The sequence below is a fragment of the Lysinibacillus parviboronicapiens genome (assembly GCF_003049605.2).
GTDB lineage: Bacteria > Bacillota > Bacilli > Bacillales_A > Planococcaceae > Lysinibacillus > Lysinibacillus parviboronicapiens.
Genome location: NZ_CP073713.1, coordinates 1420734 through 1444352 on the forward strand (window position 1 = coordinate 1420734; position 23619 = coordinate 1444352).

The 23619-nt window shown below is 36.8% G+C and carries 21 protein-coding genes; 14 read left to right on the forward strand and 7 right to left on the reverse strand.

Annotation, left to right across the window (positions count from 1 at the left end):
- Window positions 1–193 precede the first annotated feature (193 nt).
- Complete coding sequence (gene glnA, locus C9J31_RS06680; protein WP_107949718.1) at window positions 194–1528, forward strand: type I glutamate--ammonia ligase; 1335 nt, start codon at window positions 194–196, stop codon at window positions 1526–1528.
- Window positions 1529–1774: 246 nt separating this feature from the next.
- Here the strand turns inward: glnA and C9J31_RS06685 are convergent, their stop codons facing one another.
- Window positions 1775–2044 (reverse strand): translation initiation factor 2, encoded by a 270-nt coding sequence (locus C9J31_RS06685; RefSeq protein ID WP_107949716.1) that lies wholly within the window; start codon window positions 2042–2044, stop codon window positions 1775–1777.
- A gap of 224 nt (window positions 2045–2268) precedes the next feature.
- Here C9J31_RS06685 and C9J31_RS06690 point away from each other — a divergent pair, with 224 nt between their 5' ends.
- On the forward strand, window positions 2269–3894 hold the full coding sequence (locus tag C9J31_RS06690) for a collagen-like domain-containing protein (RefSeq protein ID WP_238602106.1): 1626 nt from the start codon (window positions 2269–2271) through the stop codon (window positions 3892–3894).
- A 191-nt stretch (window positions 3895–4085) separates the two neighbouring features.
- Here C9J31_RS06690 and C9J31_RS06695 read toward each other — a convergent pair whose 3' ends face one another.
- Complete coding sequence (locus tag C9J31_RS06695; protein ID WP_193767070.1) at window positions 4086–4664, reverse strand: GNAT family N-acetyltransferase; 579 nt, start codon at window positions 4662–4664, stop codon at window positions 4086–4088.
- Between the two features lie 411 nt (window positions 4665–5075).
- Between C9J31_RS06695 and C9J31_RS06700 the strand changes: the two genes are divergently transcribed.
- Window positions 5076–5939 (forward strand): AraC family transcriptional regulator, encoded by an 864-nt coding sequence (locus C9J31_RS06700; RefSeq protein WP_107949710.1) that lies wholly within the window; start codon window positions 5076–5078, stop codon window positions 5937–5939.
- 69 nt (window positions 5940–6008) lie between these two features.
- Here C9J31_RS06700 and C9J31_RS06705 read toward each other — a convergent pair whose 3' ends face one another.
- On the reverse strand, window positions 6009–6551 hold the full coding sequence (locus tag C9J31_RS06705; RefSeq protein WP_107949708.1) for a GNAT family N-acetyltransferase: 543 nt from the start codon (window positions 6549–6551) through the stop codon (window positions 6009–6011).
- A gap of 236 nt (window positions 6552–6787) precedes the next feature.
- Between C9J31_RS06705 and C9J31_RS06710 the strand changes: the two genes are divergently transcribed.
- Window positions 6788–7309, forward strand: coding sequence for a GrpB family protein (locus C9J31_RS06710; RefSeq protein ID WP_107949706.1), 522 nt, complete (start codon window positions 6788–6790; stop codon window positions 7307–7309).
- Between the two features lie 73 nt (window positions 7310–7382).
- Here C9J31_RS06710 and C9J31_RS06715 read toward each other — a convergent pair whose 3' ends face one another.
- Together C9J31_RS06715 and C9J31_RS06720 are read right to left on the reverse strand one after the other, a co-directional pair.
- Window positions 7383–7649 carry a Parvovirus coat protein VP1-like protein gene (locus C9J31_RS06715; RefSeq protein WP_107949704.1) on the reverse strand — a complete coding sequence of 89 codons (267 nt, stop codon included), beginning with the start codon at window positions 7647–7649 and terminating at the stop codon, window positions 7383–7385.
- Between the two features lie 548 nt (window positions 7650–8197).
- Window positions 8198–8734 (reverse strand): NAD(P)H-dependent oxidoreductase, encoded by a 537-nt coding sequence (locus C9J31_RS06720; RefSeq protein ID WP_107949702.1) that lies wholly within the window; start codon window positions 8732–8734, stop codon window positions 8198–8200.
- A gap of 157 nt (window positions 8735–8891) precedes the next feature.
- Here C9J31_RS06720 and C9J31_RS06725 point away from each other — a divergent pair, with 157 nt between their 5' ends.
- On the forward strand, window positions 8892–9263 hold the full coding sequence (locus C9J31_RS06725; protein WP_054769975.1) for a winged helix-turn-helix transcriptional regulator: 372 nt from the start codon (window positions 8892–8894) through the stop codon (window positions 9261–9263).
- A gap of 149 nt (window positions 9264–9412) precedes the next feature.
- On the opposite strand, the gene C9J31_RS06730 is transcribed toward C9J31_RS06725, so the two are convergent.
- Window positions 9413–12631 carry a collagenase gene (locus C9J31_RS06730; protein ID WP_107949700.1) on the reverse strand — a complete coding sequence of 1073 codons (3219 nt, stop codon included), beginning with the start codon at window positions 12629–12631 and terminating at the stop codon, window positions 9413–9415.
- Window positions 12632–13354: 723 nt separating this feature from the next.
- Between C9J31_RS06730 and C9J31_RS06735 the strand changes: the two genes are divergently transcribed.
- From C9J31_RS06735 to C9J31_RS06770, 8 genes are all read left to right on the forward strand, one after another.
- Window positions 13355–14398: a DUF418 domain-containing protein gene (locus C9J31_RS06735; protein ID WP_107949698.1), complete on the forward strand. Its 1044-nt coding sequence runs from the start codon at window positions 13355–13357 to the stop codon at window positions 14396–14398.
- A gap of 249 nt (window positions 14399–14647) precedes the next feature.
- Complete coding sequence (locus C9J31_RS06740; RefSeq protein ID WP_107949696.1) at window positions 14648–14833, forward strand: hypothetical protein; 186 nt, start codon at window positions 14648–14650, stop codon at window positions 14831–14833.
- Window positions 14830–15351, forward strand: a complete 522-nt coding sequence (locus C9J31_RS06745; protein ID WP_107949694.1) for a YwhD family protein — start codon at window positions 14830–14832, stop codon at window positions 15349–15351. The genes C9J31_RS06740 and C9J31_RS06745 overlap by 4 nt, the downstream gene beginning before the upstream one ends.
- Complete coding sequence (locus C9J31_RS06750) at window positions 15351–15587, forward strand: ferredoxin family protein (protein WP_010858682.1); 237 nt, start codon at window positions 15351–15353, stop codon at window positions 15585–15587. Before C9J31_RS06745 ends, C9J31_RS06750 begins: the two co-directional genes overlap by 1 nt.
- A 125-nt stretch (window positions 15588–15712) precedes the next feature.
- Complete coding sequence (gene trhO, locus C9J31_RS06755) at window positions 15713–16663, forward strand: oxygen-dependent tRNA uridine(34) hydroxylase TrhO (protein WP_107949692.1); 951 nt, start codon at window positions 15713–15715, stop codon at window positions 16661–16663.
- A gap of 599 nt (window positions 16664–17262) precedes the next feature.
- On the forward strand, window positions 17263–18063 hold the full coding sequence (locus tag C9J31_RS06760; RefSeq protein WP_193767069.1) for a CsxC family protein: 801 nt from the start codon (window positions 17263–17265) through the stop codon (window positions 18061–18063).
- Between the two features lie 858 nt (window positions 18064–18921).
- Window positions 18922–20094, forward strand: a complete 1173-nt coding sequence (locus tag C9J31_RS06765) for a BC_2427 family protein (RefSeq protein WP_107949691.1) — start codon at window positions 18922–18924, stop codon at window positions 20092–20094.
- A gap of 143 nt (window positions 20095–20237) precedes the next feature.
- Window positions 20238–21041: a CsxC family protein gene (locus tag C9J31_RS06770; RefSeq protein ID WP_107949689.1), complete on the forward strand. Its 804-nt coding sequence runs from the start codon at window positions 20238–20240 to the stop codon at window positions 21039–21041.
- 812 nt (window positions 21042–21853) lie between these two features.
- On the opposite strand, the gene C9J31_RS06775 is transcribed toward C9J31_RS06770, so the two are convergent.
- Window positions 21854–22327 carry a YbaK/EbsC family protein gene (locus tag C9J31_RS06775; RefSeq protein WP_107949687.1) on the reverse strand — a complete coding sequence of 158 codons (474 nt, stop codon included), beginning with the start codon at window positions 22325–22327 and terminating at the stop codon, window positions 21854–21856.
- Between the two features lie 135 nt (window positions 22328–22462).
- Here C9J31_RS06775 and C9J31_RS06780 point away from each other — a divergent pair, with 135 nt between their 5' ends.
- Window positions 22463–23602, forward strand: coding sequence for a PstS family phosphate ABC transporter substrate-binding protein (locus C9J31_RS06780; RefSeq protein ID WP_107949685.1), 1140 nt, complete (start codon window positions 22463–22465; stop codon window positions 23600–23602).
- The last annotated feature ends 17 nt before the right edge of the window (window positions 23603–23619 follow it).

Below are 23619 nucleotides of genomic sequence, written 5' to 3' on the forward strand. Positions count from 1 at the left end.
TTAAAAGTCGAGTTAGCATGTTTTTTTCTTAAAAATACCAGCACTCTATACATCTACAAAAAAGATGAAATTATTCTAAAAAATCTATGTAAGAAAACATAACATATATATTGCTTTTTCATCTTCGGTTAGTGTATTTTAATATCAGTTATAAATATCGCGTAAGGAAAAATGACAATTGGAGTGGTGAAGAATGAAACATTATACAAAAGAAGATATTGTCCGCCTGGTGAAAGAAGAAAATGTGAAATTTATTCGCCTACAATTTACTGATATATTGGGAACAGTTAAGAACGTTGAAATACCTCTTAGCCAATTAGAGAAGGCGTTAAACAATAAGGTTATGTTCGATGGCTCCTCTATTGAAGGTTTTGTGCGCATAGAGGAATCGGATATGTATTTACGTCCGGATTTAGATACTTTCGTGATTTTTCCATGGACTGCTGAAAAGGGCAAGGTAGCACGTTTCGTCTGTGACATTGCACGACCAGATGGTACACCATTTGAGGGGGATCCACGCTCCAATCTTAAGCGTGTATTAAAGGAAATGGAGGAATTAGGTTTTACTTCATTTAATCTAGGGCCAGAGCCAGAGTTTTTCTTATTTAAGCTTGATGAAAAAGGGCATCCCACTCTTGAGTTAAATGATAGTGGGGGATATTTTGATTTAGCACCGACCGATTTAGGTGAGAATTGCCGCCGTGATATTGTGCTGGAATTAGAGGGGATGGGTTTCGAAATTGAAGCATCTCACCATGAGGTTGCACCTGGTCAGCACGAAATTGACTTTAAGTATGCAAATGCCATCGAAGCCTGTGACAATATTCAAACCTTTAAGCTGGTCGTGAAAACGGTGGCAGCACAGCATGGACTACATGCAACTTTTATGCCAAAACCATTATTCGGCGTCAACGGTTCAGGTATGCACTTTAACCTCTCACTTTTTGAGGGCGACAAAAATGCTTTCTTCGATGAAAATGCAGAGTTGCAATTAAGTCAAACAGCACGCAGCTTTATGGCGGGAATTATGAAGCATGTGCATGGCTTCACAGCAGTGACAAATCCATTAGTAAATTCCTTTAAGCGTTTAGTGCCTGGCTATGAAGCACCATGCTATGTGGCATGGTCAGCTCAAAACCGCTCACCACTTATTCGAATACCAGCAGCGCGAGGCCTCTCAACACGTATTGAGTTACGTTCTGTGGATCCAGCAGCAAACCCTTACTTAGCGATGGCTGTAATTTTAGCCGCTGGACTCGATGGCATTCGGAAGGACTTAACACCTCCGGACGCAGTGGACCGTAATATTTACAAGATGACTCGTGTAGATCGCGAAATGAATGGCATAGATAGCTTGCCGTCCTCACTGGAATATGCACTTATTGAACTAGAGATGGATCATATCGTACGTGAAGCATTAGGAGACCATATTTTTGAGAAGTTCACAGCTGCAAAAGAAATTGAATGGAACAAATACCGCACACGCGTCCACGACTGGGAACGTGATGAATATATGAAGATGTACTAGAAAAGAAGTGTTGGGGCTGTAGGGCGCCGACACTTCTTTATTTTTTGCCCACATGGGTATATGTTGCTGTCTATAAATCGCCGATAACGCATATGTTATTTTTTTTGCTCTGTATATTTGTCAAAACTATAAATAGGCAAGGTAGCTTGCGAGTTTAACGAGCCACGCTAGTTAATCATTTGGTACAGATGATAAAAGTGCGTTTTGACTAGCACTAGTCAATTCATCTTGTCCAAGAAGTGTAACTTATCTCATGACCTTTTTTATTTTTTTTAATTCATTTATTAAATAGTCTATCTGCTTTTGCAGATCATCTACTTCTTTAGATTGATCTTTATTTTGATTTTGGGTATTCTGGTTATTCGATTTTTCTAACGCATTTAACGCGAGACCTGCTGCAACAGCAGACAGTCCATCGCCTAATGTTGAAATGGAAGCTCCGATATATGCAAGTCTGGCTATTTGAATTTCTGTTGTATCCAAAGATTGTTGTGGATTTTTATTATAATCATTCATTAAATAACCCCTTTGCTTTCATATTGATCTCATATCTCAACTGTATCCTATGATGTAAAGGAAAGAAAAGTGACAAATAATTATGTTGCAGCTTGAATGGTTGTTGTACTGAACAATAGGAAGTTAGTGACAGCCGTATTATTCAGCCTTATATTCTAGGTACTTTAACTATGGCGTTTGCTTAATTTAAGAATATTATGCAAGAGGGATAGGAGGTGAAATAATTGAGGTTTAATTACAATCGAAATAATGATAATTTCAAATGTGACGCAAAATGTAATTATCCAATGAAATTCAAATGCAATGAATTTGGTTGTAACGGATATCCTTATGGCGCATATGAAATTCAAGACCCTGTAGGTGCTACAGGGGCAACGGGGGCTACCGGTTCTACAGGAGCAACAGGCCCCCAAGGACCAGCAGGAGTAGCTGGGGCAACAGGTCCCCAAGGATTAGCGGGAGTAGCCGGAGCAACAGGCCCCCGAGGACTAGGAGGAGCAACAGGGGCAACAGGTCCCCAAGGATTAGCGGGAGCAACAGGAGCAACAGGCCCCCAAGGATTAGCGGGAGTAGCCGGAGCAACAGGAGCGACAGGTCCCCAAGGATTAGCGGGAGTAGCTGGAGCAACAGGTCCCCAAGGATTAGCAGGAGTAGCCGGAGCAACAGGTCCCCAAGGATTAGCAGGAGTAGCCGGAGCAACAGGCCCCCAAGGATTAGCGGGAGTAGCCGGAGCAACAGGTCCCCAAGGATTAGCGGGAGTAGCTGGAGCAACAGGTCCCCAAGGATTAGCGGGAGTAGCTGGGGCAACAGGTCCCCAAGGACTAGCAGGAGTAACCGGAGCAGCAGGCCCCCGAGGATTAGCAGGGATAGCAGGAGCAACAGGTCTACAAGGACTAGCCGGAGCAACAGGAGCAACAGGTCTACAAGGACTAGCAGGAGTAACAGGAGCGACAGGTCCACAGGGAGTAGCAGGAGCAACGGGAGCGACAGGTCTACAAGGAATAGCAGGAGTAACGGGAGCGACAGGTCTACAAGGACTAGCCGGAGTAACAGGTCCCCAAGGATTAGCGGGAGTAGCCGGAGCGACAGGTCTACAGGGAGTAGCAGGAGTAACGGGAGCGACAGGTCTACAAGGAATAGCAGGAGTAACGGGAGCGACAGGTCTACAGGGAGTAGCAGGAGTAACGGGAGCGACAGGTTTACAAGGAATAGCAGGAGTAACGGGAGCGACAGGTCTACAGGGAGTAGCAGGAATAACCGGAGCAACAGGTCCGCAAGGAATAGCAGGAATAACGGGAGTGACAGGTCCGCAAGGGTTAGTAGGAGTAATAGGAGCAACGGGAGCGACAGGTTTACAAGGAATAATAGGAGTAACCGGAGCAACAGGATCCCGAGGAGTAACGGGAGCGACAGGCACACAAGGAGTAACGGGGCCAAGTGGCTCAGGATTAATGGAAGTTTTTTTATCTACAGATCAGTCAGTAGGAAACAATGACTTTCTTGGAACAGGCAATTCATCTGCCTCATTTGTCAGAAGTTCAATAGTCATACCAGAAAATGCTACTATTAAAAGTCTAACTTTAAATATCCGAGACCATTTACTAAGTGCAGGACAAACAGCTTCAGCTCAAATATTTATAAGCACCAATTGCGGATTTACAGCTCCGTTAGCAACTGGAATTATTGCTACAGTTACAGGTCCAAATTCATCTACCTCTCCAAATTGTTGCGCCAAAACAACCTCAAATTTTCCGGTTAATAGTTGTACGCTTCTCTCTTTGCAAGTTACCACAACTGGAGGTGCTTTTTCGAATGGTGTTTCAGCAACTATCCTTTTTAATACTGTATGAAATAGGCGCTGAACAATGGCAGAGACTAATAAAAAATCCCCAGTTTTTATACTGGGGAGAGGGTTTGAACAGGGAACGTGATGAATATATGAAAAGAAAAAAGAAGTGTTGGGGCTGTTGGGCTCTGATACTTCTTAAATTTTGTCCTTCATACTAAATCTATAGGCTGTCTGAATGTGACGATCTACCATTCATTCATGATCGATGTAATGTTTTGACAGGAAAGTCTCACTCTCAATCGTGTAGTTTAGTAATCCTTTGAAATCATGCAACGATGAATCAAGATTGTGATATGTAAATTCATAACGCATTCCGAGCTTCTCAATAATACGGATAGACGCCAAGTTTTCTGGATGAACAACCGCAATTATTCGGGGGAGACTGATGACTTTAAATGCATAGTCCATTAAAGCATACGTTGCTTCAGACGTAATGCCTCGCCCTCTATAGGCTTCCGAAATACCATAATAAATTTCAACCTCTGTTTGCGATACATCATCTGGGCCAAGTCCACAAAAGCCAATTACAGTTTGGCTTTCTTTATCAACAAGGGCTAAATTAAGTTTATGAATGTAGGTTGGTGTATTTTTTTGATTACAATCCATGGACCATTCAATTATTCGTTGTACATCTTCTCGACTGGGTCTATCCTCTGGAATGAATTGATAAAAGTTTGGCTCAGAAACGACTGCATATAACGCATCCACATCTGTTAATGCATAAGGACGAATCACGATTCTTTCTGTTTCAATATGTAAGTTTAAAAACATGGTAAAACCCCTTTTGTATGGTAATTGTTGTAAAATATACATTATCATAGGTGGGTTAACAAAACTAGCATTTTTAGAAAATTAAGGTTCACTTAATTATTATTTGCACTTAAGTAGTCTATTGGCGATTCTTCATACTTCCAGTGATGCTGTATTTCTAGCCCCAGGAAGTAAAGGAGAAAATAAATTTGATTTTTGCAGTACCTTGCCATTTAACTATTTGCAAAACGCCACAAAAAGAAAAGAGATGTAATAACTGAAGGTACTACAACTAAATGATCTTATTAATAATAGAAATATAGGCCACAATCAACAGCAGAAACTTTTTTCAATTTTACCCGTCCAAAGTTAGCATAAAATGACAGGATAATAAAATCCGGATACTTTAATCTATAAACAAGGAGTGAGGGCATGAGTTGGATAGAGTCGATTCAGAAAGCAATTAATTATATGGAAGAAAATTTATTAAATGATTTAACAATGGATCAAATTGCACAAGAGGTAAATTCTTCAGTCTTTCATTTTCAACGGATATTTTCTATTTTAACGGACATGTCGATTGCAGATTATATTAGACGCAGAAGATTGACTTTAGCTGCACAAGAGTTAATGAATACAGAACACAAAATTATCGACCTCGCCTACAAATATGGCTATGACTCTCCTGAGGCTTTTACAAAAGCGTTTCGCAAGCAGCATAACGTAACGCCGAGTGAAGCAAGAAAACTGCAAGGACCATTACAATCATACAACCGCCTGATCATTCAGGTGAGCTTGAAGGGAGCAGAACCAATGAAGTATAAAATTGTAGAAAAAGAAAAGTTTCAAGTTGTAGGGGTAAAAAGAACGTATAATTGCCAAAATGGGGAGAATACGCAAGGTATTCCGCTATTCTGGGATGAAATGAACAACAAAGGTATGGACGATGCATTACTTAAATTGAATAATGGGGAAATAAAAGGGGTGCTCGGTGTTTGTGTACCAGATAAGAATTATAAGGAAAACAGTTTAATGGATTATTGGATTGCGACTGAGCATGTGGGAGAGGTACCAGACAATCTGTTAACAATGGAGGTACCAGCAGCAAAATGGGTAGTTTTTGAAGTACATGGCCCAATGCCAGATGCTATGCAAAATACCTGGAAGCAAATTTACTCTGAATGGTTCCCATCTAATCCTTATGAGCCTGCAGGTTCTGCAGAGCTTGAAGTTTATTCAGATGAAGATCCATTTAGTCCAGATTTATATTCAGAAATTTGGATTTCAATTAAATAAAAAATAAGTAAAGGCTCATCAAAAGTGAAAGGACTTTTGATGAGCCTGTTATGGTATTGTAACTATTTTTTAATTATTGAATCCATCACTTCTTAATAATGAATAGCTATTGATGTCCTTAAAAACTTCGTTCGATTTTTCGTACTGTCTGAGAGTTCCTTCGAATGTGAAATGAAGCTTTTCTAAAACTTTGATAGAATTCACATTTCCTGGCTCTACTTTTGCTTCAATCCGATTGAAAGCTAATGTCGTGAAAGCGTAATTTACTAATGCCATAATTCCCTCAGGGGCGTAACCTTTTCCCCAATAAGCTTTGGCAATATCATAGCCAATTTCTGCTCTAGCGTTTTCAAAGTCAATGGCATTAAATCCGCAAGAACCAATGATTTCATTTGAAGCGATTTCAATAATAGTGAAGCGAATTGCTTTGTGATCCAGTGCTAATTCATTTAGTAATTCAATCATCTCTTGTGCCTGATCCTCATGTGTAAAGGTAGAAATGTTCATGAATTTCGTAACATCTGGATCTGACCAAATTTTAAATAAATGATGTGCATCCGATTCTTTCATTGTTCTTAACAGCAATCTTTTGGTAGAGAGTTGTTCTATCAATACTTTTACCTCCAAATTTTTTTTTGAGTTGGATGAAAAAATATTGCTATCTGCGCATAATTCAGTCCCTTCCAGTTTGTATGTATTTATTATACAAAAAAATAATAAACAATGTACACAATTCCTTAGTGTGTGTACCAGCAAATTGTAGCCTCTGATAAAATACGAAAATTTGCAAATAATGAATGTTTCTTAATTCTTTAAAGTACTGTAATTTAAAGGATGGGGGTGATCAAATGAAAGTAAGATTAACTGCGTATACAGCGAGATGGCAAATGTTGTTCGAGTTGGAGGTACAATTTTTAAAGACTATTTTTGGTGATAACATTCAGTCATTTGAGCATTTTGGTAGTACTTCAATTCCGGGAATGAAGGCAAAACCTGTAATTGACATGGTGTGTATTGTAGATGACATTGAAAAAGTGGATACATATAACGAACAAATGGCATCATTGGGATATGATGTAGGTGGTGATTGGGGCATTGAGGGAAGAAGATTGTTTCGTAAAGGTAGGGACAATAGAACACATCATATTCATTTTTATCAATTTGACAATCCGCACATTGAACGATATTTAGCATTTCGAGAGTATCTGCTTGCAAACCCTGATGAAGCGGCAAGATATAGTGAGTTTAAAGAAGAGTTGGCGAATCAGTATGATTCTACTCGCGATTATAGCCCTGCTAAAAAAGCATTTGTTTCACAAATGGAGAAAAAAGCACTTGAATGGTGCCAAGAATATGACATTGAATTATGAAATGGGTTCACTAACAAAGTGTAAATAGTACAATGGAATCCTGTTTACCTGAAAACAGGATTCCCTATAAAAATTAATAAAGCTTGTTACGTATTTCGAAAATATTGTAGAACAATCGAGCATCTCTGCCCATTTTGTTATGAGGGTTAATTTTTGGCAATAAACAACTTTGAAATAATTGATCACAATACTTGGTTCTACCATATCGCGAATAACATTCATCATGAAACTTGCAGCAGGCATCGACTGGATTCGTTGGTTCGCCAGGGCCAGAACATCCAGGTCCGCAGTATCTATAGCCCGGATAACAAAAACCTAGTTTGCTACGTCTGTTCTTCATTTTTTTCCTCTTTTCTAAAATGTTCTCGTTACTATAAAATATGTAGTTATGGCTTTTGAAAAGGGATTAAAAACTAGTATAAGCTTAAAAAACTGCAGCATAAGACGAAACTATATGTCAACAGTTGTCCATGCCCTGATAGTGATAAAACTCCTTTCTTTAAAAAGGAGTCTCTGCTAAAGAACGCAAACAGAAGCGTTCTTTTACTACATGCGTGAATGAACAATCTGTGGAAAGGTTTTGTAAGTCAAATTAAAAAGCCTAAGTCCAGTACATTACCGAACTCAGACACAACAAGTTGACAAAGGAAATAACGTTGCCCATTTTAAAGTGGACTTTATTTTATTGGCATAGAATGTTTTCTACACAGTTTTCACCAAATGTTTTCGTATCAATTGTGAAGTTTAGTAAACGATTAAGAGTTCATTTACCATCCTGAGTGGTTCGTAAATGAGTAGATGCTAGATTTTGTGAAGAATAATCCGAAATAAACCAATGAAGGTATGACAGTTATTGAGACACTAATCTAAAGTAAATAGCCGTGTTTATTATACTTTTGCCTGATTAAAAATATGACTAACATACTCTGGTGCACTTTGTTCAACTTCTTGATCAGATAATTCACTCTCTGCTCCATAAACAGCAAAAGTGGGAAGAAAGGTCGCTCCAGTATATAGGGCTGTGGCTTTAAATGGTACTGTTATTTCTTCTAATGTAAATTTATATTTTCCTTCTTCGTGGAAATCACGCTTTCTTATTCCTGCTGAAATAGCTAAGCCGATGTTCCTTTCAACTAGTGCTTTTCCTGTGGAACCATAAGCCCAGTCATAGGATAGTACATCGTCAAGCCATTTCTTTAACAAAGGAGGCGTGCTAAACCATTGTAAAGGGAACTGAAAAATTATGGAGCTATGTTCTTCCACTAACGCTTGTTCTCTTGCAACATTTATATTTCCATCTGGATATTCTTTGTAAATATCATGAACTGTAATTTCCTTATTGTATTTATTTAATTCTTCCACCCATCTTTTATTGATTCGCGAATTTAATAAATCTGGATGGCTAACTATTACAAGTGTTTTCATGAATAAAAAACCCCTTTCAAATTAAAAAAGCATGTGGAATGCTTCGATTAATTATGATGGTATACTATACTTTTATGGTTGTTTAGTACCCACTTTAAAGTAACCTAGTTACTATTAAGTAACAATTTATGAAAGCCTTAGATTAGGAGGATTAAAAATGAAAAAATATAATTTCTCGATAGAAGCCACTTTGGATATAATTGGTGGTAAATGGAAAATTGTGATTCTATGTATTCTGATGATGGATCAAAGAAAAAGAACGAGTGAATTGAAAAGAATGATTCCAAATATCACACAAAAAATGCTCATTCAACAGCTTCGTGAACTCGAAAAAGATAATATTATACTTAGAAAAGTATACAATCAAAGTCCTCCAAAAGTTGAATATTCATTAACAGAATATGGTGAAAGTCTAACGCACGTTATTGATCTAATGTGTGATTGGGGTGCAGTTAATATAAAAAAAAGAATAGAAGAGGGAGAAGAAATACAATTATCATTAGAGGAACATGATGGAATCAGAAATTAAATAACTATAAAGAGCCTTGCTACATGTTTATTGTAGCTAGGCTCTTATATTTTTAATGCAGAATTAAATTTCCATCCATATAAATTCGAGATAACTTTCACTTTTCAATGCTACTCGTCACAGATACGTAGGAATTTTCGTATACGCTATTATTGTACTTTAACTGTATATGTCCCGTTTTCATTCGCGAATTTATAAATACATAAATAATACTTTCCAGGTTCCGCTTTGTAGTTAGCTTTTATAATATTTCCATCTTCCTGTCCATAGGATGCGTAATTTTGCATATCAGACTCATGGAAAAGGACCCATGTCATGCCAATTTGATTTTCATTTACGACAGAAATATCTAGGTCTTTTGGAGACGTAACCTCGAATGTATATACATCCGTTTCATCACCATCAAACAAACTACCTTTTAGGAGCAGATTAAATGGAATGATATTCGCTTCTTCTGGACGATTATTTGGTTCTATCTCTGTTTGTGCTCCATTCTGTACATTTACTGTATATGTTCCGTTTTCATGATCAAATTTATAAATATATAAATAATACTTTCCAGGTTCCGCTTTATAGTTCGCTTTAATAATATTTCCATCTTCCTGTCCATAGGATGCGTAATTTTGCATATCAGACTCATGGTAAAGCACCCATGTCATGCCAATTTGATTTTCATTTACGACAGAAATATCTATTTCTTCTGGAGACGTAACCTCGAATTGATATACATCTGTATCATCATCAATCAAACTACCTTTTAGGGGCATATTAAATGGAAGTATCTTCGCTTCTTCTGGATGAGGAGCTCCCTTTTGTACAGTGACAATTGCTTGATCTTTACCTTCTATTCCCTTATCATTTTTCACTGTTAATGTCACATTGTATGTTCCTTCTTTTTCGTATACATGAGTAGGGTTTGCCTCTTCACTTGTTTTTCCATCCCCAAAATCCCAAAGGTAAGAAACGATTTCCCCATCCTCATCTTTTGAACCATCGCTCTTGAACTGGATTTTTTCATTTTCGATTCCAGCATATGGACCATTTATATTGACAAGAGGTGCTTGATTTTCTCCCTTATCCGTTGCAATGCCGTGGAAAACAAGATCATATTCAAACTGGTTTGCAGCATTCACACGATAGTTTACAAAATACGCTGTCACTGTTTTATAGCCGCTCCACTCATTTTGCGACAGTTGCTCCAGTACTTGGTTCACTTGTTTACTCATTGTTTTCCAATCATTAGATTCACCTTTTGTTTCACTACCTACATACGTACTTTCGACTGTAAATGTATTAAAAAATTGAGACGTATGTTTTATGATTTTTGCATCTTTTACGTTAGCAACATCGGCAATTTCTTGCTTCACTTCGCTTAACGCTTTAGGTTCATGCTCCACTAAATAATCTTCTGATACTTGTGGCACCTCGTATTTTTCTTGATTATCAATCAATTGCTGCATATAGGCTTGGTATTCGGTATTGAGTTGTGGATCTTTACTTAAGGTGTTACGATAGGCATCGTAATTTTTCACATCGTTCGCACGAATTAAATCTTGAATCCTATCAAATGTATCAAATTGATGATGATACATATAAGATTGCAGTGCAAATGAATAGTTATAAAAATCCCATGATGCTCCATATTTTGCAAACATAGTTTGTTCCGCTGTATAGCGTTGTGATGGATCATCAGATAATCCACTAATAATACTCTTACGTGGAACAACATCATTTGTACGAGTGGATCCTGCAAAGAATTCTGCATTTCCTTCCTGGAACCATGTTAGTCGTTCATCTTGATACATAGCTCCTGTTCCGAATAAACCAGGAACCTCGTATCTGCCCTGTAAATAATGTGTGAATTCATGGCGGAATAACTCTTCTAAACTATAAATACTTTGCTCCGGTGTACGTTCATATGTAAAGAATGTTCCTTTTTCCTCAATATAAATACCACCATTATTTGTTTCATAGCCATACAATTGACGGTTTAATTGATATTGATCTGGAGAGTCATAAATTACAACTGTTAATACATCGTCAGCATTGCCTTGTTCTAATGCTTTATCATTCCCAATTACACGATGATATTGGGCTTTTACTTCTTTTGCAGCCCAGTACAATCTTTGAATTTTGTCTTCAGTTACTTTATCCCCCGTCTTAAATACAATTGACCCATCATCAAATGTATATGTTTTCGGTAAATATTGCTTCTTACCTTCATCCCGTATTTTCTGTAAATCTACTGTATTTCCACTATAGTCTTTTCCCCCATAATTTGTTGAAATTTGCTCAACAGCTACAAAATAAGCCTCACTTAAATAAGGATACATTTGCATCGCTTGTGTAACAACTTCTAAACCTTTATCTGGATTACTATGGAATCCTCCTAAACGACCTGCATAATAAATGCCATTATTGATTAACCAACTGTTGTCATCTGTTACATTTTTGATAAGCGCAATTTTATTCACTTCATTTATAAAGCTATCAATCTTTCCGTACCACATCGTCGTATTCGCTTCTTTTAGTGTCTCCTGCAAATACGACTGCAAGTCATAATCAATCCCTTGCATTAAATCATATATAGCTGCTCCTTTTAAAGGGTCGCTTTCATATGTAGAGAGATTTTCGTTATACTGCTTTAAAATCTTCGCAGCATACTGAACGGTTTCCGCATCACTAGAAGCATTACCTATTAATTTTCCATAGGCAGATACCACTTTATCTTGCTCATCTGTACCAAGTTTGAAGTTTGGATTATTAGCCATTTCCTTTAATGCCGTTAAACACTTATCATGGAAACTTCTGTCGTTTAAATAACTTAGTTCGTTATTATAAAATGCTACATAAAAAGCAGAACGTAGTAGCTCAACAAATGTTTCAATACCCTTAGAATCTTCTTGCGTAAAAGACCTTCCTCGTTTCCCTAATTCATCGATGATGACTTGCATGCGTTCTTTATTTTGATAAAAAACTTTTGTTTCCTCACTGAATTGGAATAAGTCTGTAATTTGATGCCAGCGAATATTTCCTAGCGTATCAATTAGTTCACTATCGCTCATTCTATTAAGCTCTGCCATCGAGTACTGTTGCTGCAATTGCTTCGTTTCAGCAAGTTTTATAGTTGGAGCTGGGTGTTGCGAAAAATCTCCAATTCTCAAGCGTTTTTCAAATGATAATGTTTCATCAGCCTTTGTAGAGAGAACAATGTCATCTTTTGGAGTTTCTATGCCAGCAGGTTTTATTTGTAATACATTATAAGGCGTTTTTTCTGCGGCTGATGCTTCTGCTTGTAACCCACCTAACGACAGTGCTATTGTACTGACCCCAATTAACACTTGATTGAATTTTAATTTCTTTTTCATAAAAAGTCCTCCTTTAGTACTGTATTGACTATTAGGTAATATATTGATTATTTAGCACTATATTACTTATTTAAAAATAACACACTATGTGAATATAGCAATATAAATTGTTATATTTAGTAATATTTCCCTGTATAATTTGAACGTTAAGACACAATTAGAGCATTAATTTTATGTATGGGTAGGAGTGTGAGGAAGCTAAACTTTTCGTTCACATAAAAAAGAACCCGAAATTCGGCTTCTATTTTTAGTGCTAAAGGGAACTTTTATAGTAGTTAATGAAAGCTTTTAAATGAATAACTTGAGGATTATAACAAAGGAAGGTTCGAGGGACTGAATTAAAGGATTCCGGCACAATACCGAAGTCATTTATTGTAGCTTTGATGAAACTGTCCATTTTTAAGGGGGTAGTTCAATTCGAGAGGTTCAAGAATTTCTATTGTTTAAATATATTTATTCATCCATTTGTATGCACATATCCAGAAAAATTCGGTGCTCCAGGTACCCCAAACCTAATATCGCTTGAAAAATAACGATAGTAAATTCAAAGAAAGTAGTGGAGTTGAAAAACCTTTACCTATTTACGACCTTAAAACATCAACATACATGTAAATAATGCAAATCCTTAAGGTTTTTGTAAGCTTTAAATTAAACAGCTGTAAGGCTGGAAAGTTAAGATAATCCTAGAGAAATTAAGTATTGAAGATAAGGAGTTTTAAAAATATGAATCCATCTGTTACACAAAAAGAAAGAATCGTTTCCTTAGATATTATTCGAGGATTAGCGCTATTCGGCATATTGTTTATAAATGTCACTGCGTATCAAGTCATAATAGAAGGCGGACCCATGCCTGATTTTAGTGGAATAAATGGTATTATTGATAAATTAATCAATATTTTTGTCGAGAAAAAATTCTTTTCCATTTTTTCATTTTTATTTGGAGTAGGGTTCTATATTTTCGCTTCACGTGCTGAAAGTCGTGGTGACAAGCCAAGATGGCGTTTTGCAAGACGTTTATTCGCGCTGTTAGTTATTGGTATCGTTCACGTTTTTGTTTTCTGGGGCTCCATTCTTGCCATTTATGCAGTGATTGGTTTCTTCCTTTTACCGTTCTATCATGCAAAAGTTTCAACTATAAGTAAATGGTTGTTTAGCCTGATAACTGTTCACGTCATTGCGATAGTTATGCAAATTTTTGTGCCGATCACAGGCGTAGTATCAACTGTTTGTGGTCTTCTAGGAAATGATGCAGTTGCCATTTTTATTATGTTTTTATCCGGCTTTTTAGTAGCGAAGGCAGATTGGGTTAGCCATGTACGTGAATTTTCTAAACAAATTAAATGGATACAAATCACTACGTTCCCATTATTCATAGGTTTCTCCATTTGGATCTGGTTTGCTGCACAAGGAAATGACCAAAATCTTCAATCTATTTTGGGATTAGGGGTAATACCGACGACTTATTTTTATTTATGTACTTTGTTTGTATTGTTAGAAAATAACTGGATTGCAAAACTTCTTCAGCCAATCGGTCGTGTTGGCCAAATGGCCTTTACAAATTATTGGGCGCAAAGTTTTATCGGTCTAGGTCTTATTTCATTAATGGGACTAGAAGTTGTTTCACCTCATCATGTCGTTATCATTGCAACCCTAACTTTCTTAATTCAAATCATCTATAGTGTTATTTGGTTTAAGTTCTTTAAAATGGGTCCATTAGAGAAATTATGGAGATTTATGACTTATGGAAGAACAGTAACGACAAAATAAGTATTTCCAATCCCTAACAGCTTGTATATCAGGCTATTAGGGATTTTAGCTATCATTGATTTATTTAAACATAGCCACAGTAATGCATTAATAGTTCAGACATAAGTCTGATGGCAGGAAATGACGATAGAATGTATATTTTATTTATTAGAAAAAATTCTAAACAACCATTTCGTATAATTTAAAAACTACTACGAATACGTTCAATTACATTCATTTGTAAAATACTATACGTGATGTGTTTGTAATGTGGACACGATACAGTTATCAACGATTTTAGGTTTACAGCATCTTGTACACTGTGCGTACGATGCTGTTTTTTTGATGCCATTTTACCGAAGAGTAAGCGATGTAATTCATCAGACAGCTATTTTTCGTCAAGTGAAACCTAATCTTATTCAAGAAATCCAATTCGATGTGGAGATGATTTCATGAAAGAAAAATTACATTTTACTATTTTAAGCAACGATTCAAGTGATGGCGACGGCGGCTACGGCGTAGGCACCCTTGATTTGAATAATGTCACGCCGCTTATTATAGATTGTGAAAACCAACACGTATATATCGATTTAGAGGCCTTACATGGGCGAAGTATTATCGAAAAAAAAGTTCGATTTTCCGCTGATTTAACCCATGCTAGCGATGATTATCATCGTTATTGGATTGTTTGGGTAGCTATTCAAATTGCTCAAAATGGACCTTTTTATGCGGGATGTACTGCAAGTGAAGTGCGCGTGTCAAAAGAAGAACGTCGCATAAAACTAGGCTACAAATCGTTGCCAGAGCAAGTGAATTATTTAGACAAAGCACTTAAAGGTAAAGTTATTTTGAATCACCTCGATGCAAATTCAAAAAGATTACTTCATCAGTTTTTGGCTAATTTTAACGAGCAGTACTGGCAACACTCACCTGAGGAAATCAAACAACAACTTTCTATAATGGGGGATTTATAATGGCTTTTGTAATTACAGAATTATGTAAAGATGAAAAAGCGGCCATCTGTTTAGATGCCTGTCCCGTGAATTGTATTGATTTAACAGATACACAATATGTCATTAACCCTGACTTATGTATTGATTGTGGTGCTTGTGAAGTGGTTTGTCCGGTAGAGGCAATTTTTCACGAGGATGATTTACCCGCTGAATATCATTCAGCAACCTTACTAGCACTTAATCATTATCGAAACTAAAATGATCTGGTTATTGTTGCGATTAACTATGTATGCTAGTTTCAATAGTATTTTTAATACTGAGTTTTTGATGATAGTAGCTATCAGGTATATCCTGCAAATATAAATGATAGGTGGAAAATAAATTGAACTATCGAGTGTTACTGTATTACCATTATACAACTATTCAATCACCTGATGACTTCGCAGAGGAGCATTTACAATTATGTAAAAAGATGAACTTAAAAGGTCGCATTTTAGTGGCTTCTGAGGGCATCAACGGTACAGTTTCTGGAACAATTGAAGAAACAAATGCTTATATAGAATGGATGGAAAATAATTCGTTATTTAAAGGCATTGTCTTTAAAATTGATGAGGTAGAGGGTCATGCCTTCAAGAAAATGCATGTGCGTCCAAAACCTGAGCTGGTAAATTTAAACTTAGCGCATGATATTGACCCGCTCGAAATGACAGGTCGTTACGTTGCACCTGCGGATTTTTATGAGCAAATGCAACAAGATGATACTGTTGTTATTGATGTTCGAAACACATATGAATTTGATGTAGGTCATTTTGAAGGTGCGATTCGACCGGAGATTGAAACATTTCGTGAATTACCCAAATGGATTAAAGATAATAAGGAATTATTAGAAGGAAAACGTATTTTAACATACTGTACAGGTGGTGTGCGATGCGAAAAATTTTCTGGCTGGCTAATAAGTGAAGGTTATGATGATGTAGGTCAACTACATGGTGGAATTGTAACGTATGGTAAAGATCCAGTTGCACAAGGCAAGCTTTGGAATGGGCAATGTTACGTCTTTGATGAACGTCTAGTTGTCCCGATAAATCAAGTAAGCCCAACTATTGTTGGCAAAGATCATTTTGATGGCACACCTTGTGAACGTTACATTAATTGTGCCAATCCTGAATGTAATAAACAGATTTTAAGCTCCCAAGAGAATGAGGCAAAACACTTAGGTGGCTGTACAATTGAATGTACAAAGCATAAACGCAACCGCTATATACACATTCATGGTATTTCAAAAGAAGTGGCTGCTGAACGAATTGCTATATTGGAGCAATCATTGCGTTAACATAACTAAAAAAGATAACGATCTACTGCGCAACTTAATGGAAAACACTACTTATTAAAATAAAGTGATTTTCTGGCTAATAACCTGTCTTTCTTCATGAAACAATTCATCTTCGTGATAAATTGCCTCTACCGGGCAAACAGAAAACACAAGCAGAAGTTTCGCGTTATTTTATTGACTAAATGGATTAATGTTTTTTTAAAACAAAACACCGAATTGGCAATACTCAAAAAGAAATACCAAGATATACAAGGTTACTGAAGAAAGAACAAGTGGGAGTATTGAGGTTACTATTTGACCATTTGAGCTCTATAAAACGCGAAAGATGAAAAAGCCTTCCACAACAATTGTGGAGGGCTTTTATTATGCAAAAAAAGACGTATGGAAATGGAAAGATGGTACACAAGAAAGTACAGCAAATTCCAGGCAGTTATAATGACCCAAAGACTAGAGGCTAATTAAAAACCTATGTCTCCTTTAAAAATCTCTTTTATAAAATTAAAAGAACTAGTAAAACGTCCATACATAGAGTTGGTCGCTACATATTCTAGCTATATAGAGAACATCTCTAATACTAAAAATGAAATGAGGGAATTTTTTTGAGTGATCAATTAGATAATCAGATGCAACCTTTTCTTCCTTGTCCAGTAACATCAACTGAACAAACGCCATTATCTAGTGCGAATACGCCAGTAGTCGCTACACCGCTTTCGATGCCCATTATAAAAATACCGGTTGTACTTTCAGAACCAACACTTCAAATCGTTGTGGAGTCGGATATTACGCTTAGTCCTGCAGCAACTGAAATCAAAAGAGTGAAAAAAAATGTATTCCTAAATCAAGTGAAGCTGGTACCAGTTAAGTTTACACGTATTGCGGGCACTGACTTTTTTAGGGTAACACGGGCTAAATTATTTGTAGCAGGACATATTCGTAAAAATATCGAATATGCTTCATCAGCATGTAATGGGGCGCTTCGAGATAGAATTGCCGATGTTCCGTTTTCTGGTTTTGCAGACCTTACTTTCCCACAAGAACCTGGAGGTCCTACACCGATTTTAGGAATTTCCGAGTTTGCTGAAGCGAACTTCCTTAATGATCATACCCAATTGGATGCTCGACTGGATAAGTTTTTCTTCCAAAATCTTGTAAAATACAATGAACAACCTTTTGGCGAGTTAGTAGCTGCAAACTTCTTTGAACTTGATTTCTCACCAACTATGGCAAGACCTGAAGGAACTTTTAGCAAATTGCGTGAAAAAATCGTACTGGACCTTACTGTAAAAGTATTGCAAGTCCAACAAATCCGCTTAGGTGCGGGTAGTGTAGTAACGCCTGTTCTTTCAGGACTTACGCCTCCAGTTAGTCCTGCTATTGAACCTCCTACTGATTATTGTTAATCTCTAGTTTTAGAGGAGCAAAACAAATGAGTTGGCAGTTGAAAGTTCGGTTGAATCGAACTTTCAACTGCTTTTTCGTTATATATTAACGATTGTAAATGCATTAATAGGTGTTATTTGTAGATTTTACGTTATACAGAGTTGAAAACAAAATAATATATAGATAACGATCGGAATGTCACCTATTTATCTAAAGGTATCCTGATTATTTTATTCTTTCGCGTCAATTGCGGTCACTTCAGTTTATTTATGTTAATGTTGTTAACATAAATTTACCTTCAGAAACTCCTCTTTATAAATTCTCACCTTTGTCTAATCAATTTTTGAAATTTTTGAGGTAACACATAGATCAATTCCTAAACCAACGTCTCCCAAACATTTGTATCTCAATTGCTACTGAGATTTGGAAAGCGCTTTGTGGCAAAAGTAAAAATAAAGCATAAAATGGATTGTGAAACATTTAGTCAAAATAACAGTAGCTCATTAATGATGTCTTATAAAATGTTTCTCTTTTGAACAATGGAAATCCTTATGAGCCATCAATCGTATCTTCGAGCAAATATAGAAGAGAAAGAGTGTAGCTGTGATCAGCCGTTAGAAAAAGAAATGACATCACTTTTTACAGATTCATTTTCTGATGGCAACGTGGCGTGGTAGTAATAAGACTGAAAACAGGTTACTTAGTGAGTTTTTCAAGTTGAAAATGAATTTTGATTATGTCTCCCCAGAAGAACTCATAAAGCCTAACATTAAAAGATAAATCGACTAAGAAAATGTCTTGGCCGGAAAAAAGTGCAGGAGTTTTTTCGGAGCAAATGTTGCACTTAATTTGACTAAACATCATTTGGGAGTGAATGAATGAAAACTCCATGGATTAACTATAAAAAGATGAAGGAAGTAAGTTCCAAGCAAATCGATTACACCGAGTGGATGAATCAAATTAAACTTTCAAATAACATAGATCACGCATCTCAACTAAATTCTACTGATTCCGAAAAAAAAGATAAAACCTGCTTTGCAGCCCATTTAGATTCCAATCGTGAACTACTCATACCTTCAGTAAATAATGATGAGGAAGAAATCGTTCATCACCTTGATCCGGAAGAGACAGATGAAACAAATACTGGGGAAGAACAGGATTTTGCAGCCCAATTAAACTCTGATTGTAAAATTGTTAGTCCTTCTGAATCCGATGTGGGGAATAAAGTGAGGCGTCCTATTGATATAGAAGAGATGGCGCAAAACAGTTCTACAGATAGTGGTCATGCATCTTCTGGGACAGTATGTTCCATAACTCAAAAAACCCCATTTTCTACTCACGTGACAATTGATGATTTTCTTCATGCTCCGATCTGTGGTGAGATGGTTCGAAATACATTTGAATTTCTTGACCTAAACAATCACCTTACGCCTCAATTTGAAACCAAACTATTTAATACTACAACGGATTATCCTGAACAGCCTAATTGTCGTTTGGTTCGCTCAAAAATTAATGAAATTATATGTTTAATGCAAACGGATACTAATGATAAAAATAGTCAGAAGAATAATCCTTCTAAATCAGTTGTAGTTCCCTTACATAGCGCACCATCAATTAAAAAAGGTGAAACCAATAATCACGCATACTCTTCCGATGATTTTATGCATATCAGAGTTCCAGTTGTAGTAGGGGAATACAAAATTGAAATAGGTCTAGAAGAAAATATTTTATTTGAAAAAGGAATTGTGGCATTTAAAGAAATCTCGAATGAGGTAATACTAACAGATTGTAGATTCGTACCTCATCAGTTTTCTCAAGCATTAGGAAATGGGACGTGTACAGCATCAAAGGCTAATTTATTTATTGAAGGATATATACATCAGAATATTGAGTATACTTCATCTTATACTCGGAATGCAGTACCTGCACAAAATGAGTCATTAAATGATGCAAATCAATTGTACCAAAACATAGTTTTAGAATTAATCATTCATATACTACAAGTACAGCAAATTCGAGTCAGTTATGATAGCCAAGGGACTAGAGGCTAATTGAAATTTATCTCTCATCTCAAAAATCCCTTTTATTAAAATGAGTAAAAGCATTAGTAAAACGTCCATGCACCGATTTGGTTGCTACATATTCTAACAATATAGAGAGCTCTCTAATACTAAAAATGAAATGAGGGAATTTTTTGAGTGATCAATTAGATAATCAGATCCAACCTTGTCTTCCTTGTCCAGTTACATCAACTGAACAAACACCATTATCGAGTGCGAATACGCCAGTAGTCACTACACCGCTTTCGACGCCCATTATAAAAATACCGGTTGTACTTTCGGAACCAACACTTCAAATTGTTGTGGAGTCGGATATTACGCTTAGTCCTGCAGCAACTGAAATCAAAAGAGTGAAAAAAAATGTATTCCTAAATCAAGTGAAACTGGTACCGGTTAGATTTACACGTATTGCGGGCACTGACTTTTTTAGGGTAACAAGAGCTAAATTATTCGTAGCGGGCCATATTCGTAAAAATATCGAATATGCTTCATCAGCATGTAATGGGGCACTTCAAGATAGAATTGCCGATGTTCCGTTTTCTGGTTTTGCAGACCTTACTTTCCCACAAGAAGCTGGAGGCCCTACGCCAATCCTAGGGATTTCCGAGTTTGCCGAAGTGAACTTCCTTAATGATCATACCCAATTGGATGCTCGATTGGATAAGGCTTTCTTCCAAAACCTCGTAAAATACAATGAACAACCTTTTGGCGAATTAGTAGCTGCAAACTTCTTTGAACTTGACTTTTCACCAACTATGGCAAGACCTGAAGGAACTTTTAGCAAATTGCGTGAAAAAATTGTACTGGAGCTTACTGTAAAAGTACTACAAGTTCAACAAATTCGCCTAGGTGCGGGTAGTGTAGTAACGCCTGTGCTTTCAGGACTTACGCCTCCTGTTAGCCCTGCTACTGAATCTCCTACTAATCACTGGCAATAATCACTATTTTTTAGAGGAGCAAAACAAAGAATAAGGGTTGTACAACGCAAAAATAAACAGCCCTAGAATTTTTAAGAGGCACTGATAAAATCCAAAATATGAGTTGCAGTTGAAAGTTCGGTTGAATCGAACTTTCAACTGCCTTTTGTAATAAAAACGAAATTAATTTTGAACTTTGGCTTTTTTTATTTGTATATTAAGTAAATAAAAGTAAATTCTTATTAAAGAATGTTTAACATTTACATATAGGATTGATGTGATGATTAATTGCTATCAATGAGAGGGCAGATGGAAAATGGTTTATTCATCAAAATATGCTCATAGCAAATGACTCACCATATTTTACAGGGGGGGAATATTTTTACTTACTCTTATCTTGTTAGGACGATAAGCACATTAGTATTTATAAGAATTCAATTTCAGTGATTGCAACAGATTCGGGCCTTCTTACATTTCTTTTCTTATCAACGCTCATGTCACTCACAAACATTGCAATAAGTTTTTTCTTTACGTCTCTTTCGAATAGTATCCGATTATACTCTTTTTCATTCTGAGTAAATTTTATATCTGTTCTTAGTAGGAGTCTTCTTTATATTTCTGGCTTTTGGAATGGTCATCACTGATTAAATTATTTAGCCAAGCACATTGCCATTTTTAGCGTCTATTAACTACGCCTCACCACTAGCAATACATAATTTTTAGCGCTATTATCTGCTGATGAAAAAGCTACGAGACGAATGAGCCAGTTGGTTTTTCACGGGAAAGCGAGTAAAAAGAACAACAAGCTTGATGCCGCTTGTTGTTCTTTTTCATTAATCGTTCCAGCCTTTACAGACGTCGATCCATTCCTTATAGGGTGTATATGTTTCTAATTCAGCAATAGTCAACTCGATAGCGGAGTTACTGCTACCACAAGCAGGAAATACGGTCGTAAAACGTTTGAGCGATTCATCTAAGTAAACTGCAACTCCCTCATTAATGCCGAATGGACAAACGCCACCGATATCATGTCCTATGCGTTCAAGGACCTCTTCTTTTGCCACCATTTTCGCTTTTGTGCCAAAGAGGGATTTGTATTTCGCGTTGTCAATTTTAGCATCACCTGCGGCAACGATTAGAATTGCACCGTCATTGACAAGAAACGATAACGTTTTTGCAATCCGCTCAGGCTCACAGCCAAGCGCTTGTGCGGCCAATTCAACCGTTGCTGAGCTCTCGCTAAGCTCTTGTATTTTGTGTTGTAAATGCCACTGAGCAAAATGTTCGCGTACTTTTTCAATTGCCATATGTACATACCTCCTATCAGTACTAAATTTTATTTTAACATAATTTTCAGAAAATGCAGTTGCCTTTTTACCTGAAATCATTTATCTTAAATAGAGTAGTGTAAATTTACACTATTGTATAAAGGAGGAAAGTAAATGAAAATTATACAAACTTTATTTGTGTTTATTTGTTTACTGTTTTTCACGGGAATTGTCGCTTTAATCACATTATTAAATGGTTTGATGCATTATAAGGGCCTTCTCCTTGTTGTTCCAATTAGCCTGTTTTTACTGTTTACTTGTCTGATATTTGAATGGTTTACGACAAAGCAGCGCAAGGCATGGTTTGCTGGAATAATGGGGGTAGCGCTTGTCAGTGCTTCGATTGCTCCCATCCAATATCATTATAAAATGAATATACCAACGGTCGATGCCGAAATCGATGTCTTTGCCTATGAACCCTTTGCAGCACAAAATAAGGTTGTGAAGTCCAAGGCCTCATTACAATTACAGGAGCCTCTGCCTCGTATAGATGGGGCTACGGCAATGTATCCACTGTATGCTGCTTTTGTGGAAGCAACATATCCGAAAAAAAGTTATCTGTCCGATGAAAGTGAAGTAATGGTAAACCGTACACCCGTGGCCTACCATAATTTAATTTATGAAGATGTTGACTTAATTTTTGCAGCAGCTCCGTCAGCGTCACAGCAAAAAAGAGCAGACATGAGAGGGCAGACATTGAATCTGACGCCTATTGGACGCGAGGCATTTGTCTTTTTTGTCCATCATAAAAATAGTGTCGATAATCTAACGCTTGCACAAGTAAAACAAATGTATGCCGGTGAAATTACGAATTGGCGTGAGGTTGGAGGGGCTGATGATACTATTCGTGCGTTTCAGCGTCCAGCAAATAGTGGAAGTCAAACGTCACTCGAAAAGATTATGGAGGATATGCCTATTATGGAGGCCCCTGCGGAGGATGTGGCGACAGGAATGGGGGGCATCATACATGAAGTTTCAAAATATCGCAATTATAAAAACGCTATTGGCTACACATTCAGATATTATTCGACCGAGATGGTGGGGAGTAAGGAAATAAAATTGCTGTCTATCGATGGTGTTGCACCCACAAAGGAAAATATTCGCAATGGTACATACCCACTAACGTCCGAATTTTATGCGGTGACAGCGGGAACTGACAATCCGAATGTCACAAGATTTGTCGATTGGATTGTATCTGAAGAAGGACAGACATTAGTCGACAAAGTTGGCTACGTTCCAGTGGAAAATTTCTAAGTTATTTGCTATACTAA

Coding starts and splice junctions, on each gene's coding strand:
- C9J31_RS06695 (WP_193767070.1), bottom strand. CDS start 4,664: ATGTTTTTAAACTTACATATTGAAACAGAAAGAATCGTGATTCGTCCT.
- C9J31_RS06725 (WP_054769975.1), top strand. CDS start 8,892: ATGAAAAAATATAATTTCTCGATAGAAGCCACTTTGGATATAATTGGT.
- C9J31_RS06730 (WP_107949700.1), bottom strand. CDS start 12,631: ATGAAAAAGAAATTAAAATTCAATCAAGTGTTAATTGGGGTCAGTACA.
- C9J31_RS06745 (WP_107949694.1), top strand. CDS start 14,830: ATGAAAGAAAAATTACATTTTACTATTTTAAGCAACGATTCAAGTGAT.
- C9J31_RS06765 (WP_107949691.1), top strand. CDS start 18,922: ATGAAAACTCCATGGATTAACTATAAAAAGATGAAGGAAGTAAGTTCC.
- C9J31_RS06775 (WP_107949687.1), bottom strand. CDS start 22,327: ATGGCAATTGAAAAAGTACGCGAACATTTTGCTCAGTGGCATTTACAA.
- C9J31_RS06710 (WP_107949706.1), top strand. CDS start 6,788: ATGAAAGTAAGATTAACTGCGTATACAGCGAGATGGCAAATGTTGTTC.
- C9J31_RS06700 (WP_107949710.1), top strand. CDS start 5,076: ATGAGTTGGATAGAGTCGATTCAGAAAGCAATTAATTATATGGAAGAA.
- C9J31_RS06720 (WP_107949702.1), bottom strand. CDS start 8,734: ATGAAAACACTTGTAATAGTTAGCCATCCAGATTTATTAAATTCGCGA.
- C9J31_RS06750 (WP_010858682.1), top strand. CDS start 15,351: ATGGCTTTTGTAATTACAGAATTATGTAAAGATGAAAAAGCGGCCATC.
- C9J31_RS06780 (WP_107949685.1), top strand. CDS start 22,463: ATGAAAATTATACAAACTTTATTTGTGTTTATTTGTTTACTGTTTTTC.
- C9J31_RS06685 (WP_107949716.1), bottom strand. CDS start 2,044: ATGAATGATTATAATAAAAATCCACAACAATCTTTGGATACAACAGAA.
- glnA (WP_107949718.1), top strand. CDS start 194: ATGAAACATTATACAAAAGAAGATATTGTCCGCCTGGTGAAAGAAGAA.
- C9J31_RS06715 (WP_107949704.1), bottom strand. CDS start 7,649: ATGAAGAACAGACGTAGCAAACTAGGTTTTTGTTATCCGGGCTATAGA.
- C9J31_RS06735 (WP_107949698.1), top strand. CDS start 13,355: ATGAATCCATCTGTTACACAAAAAGAAAGAATCGTTTCCTTAGATATT.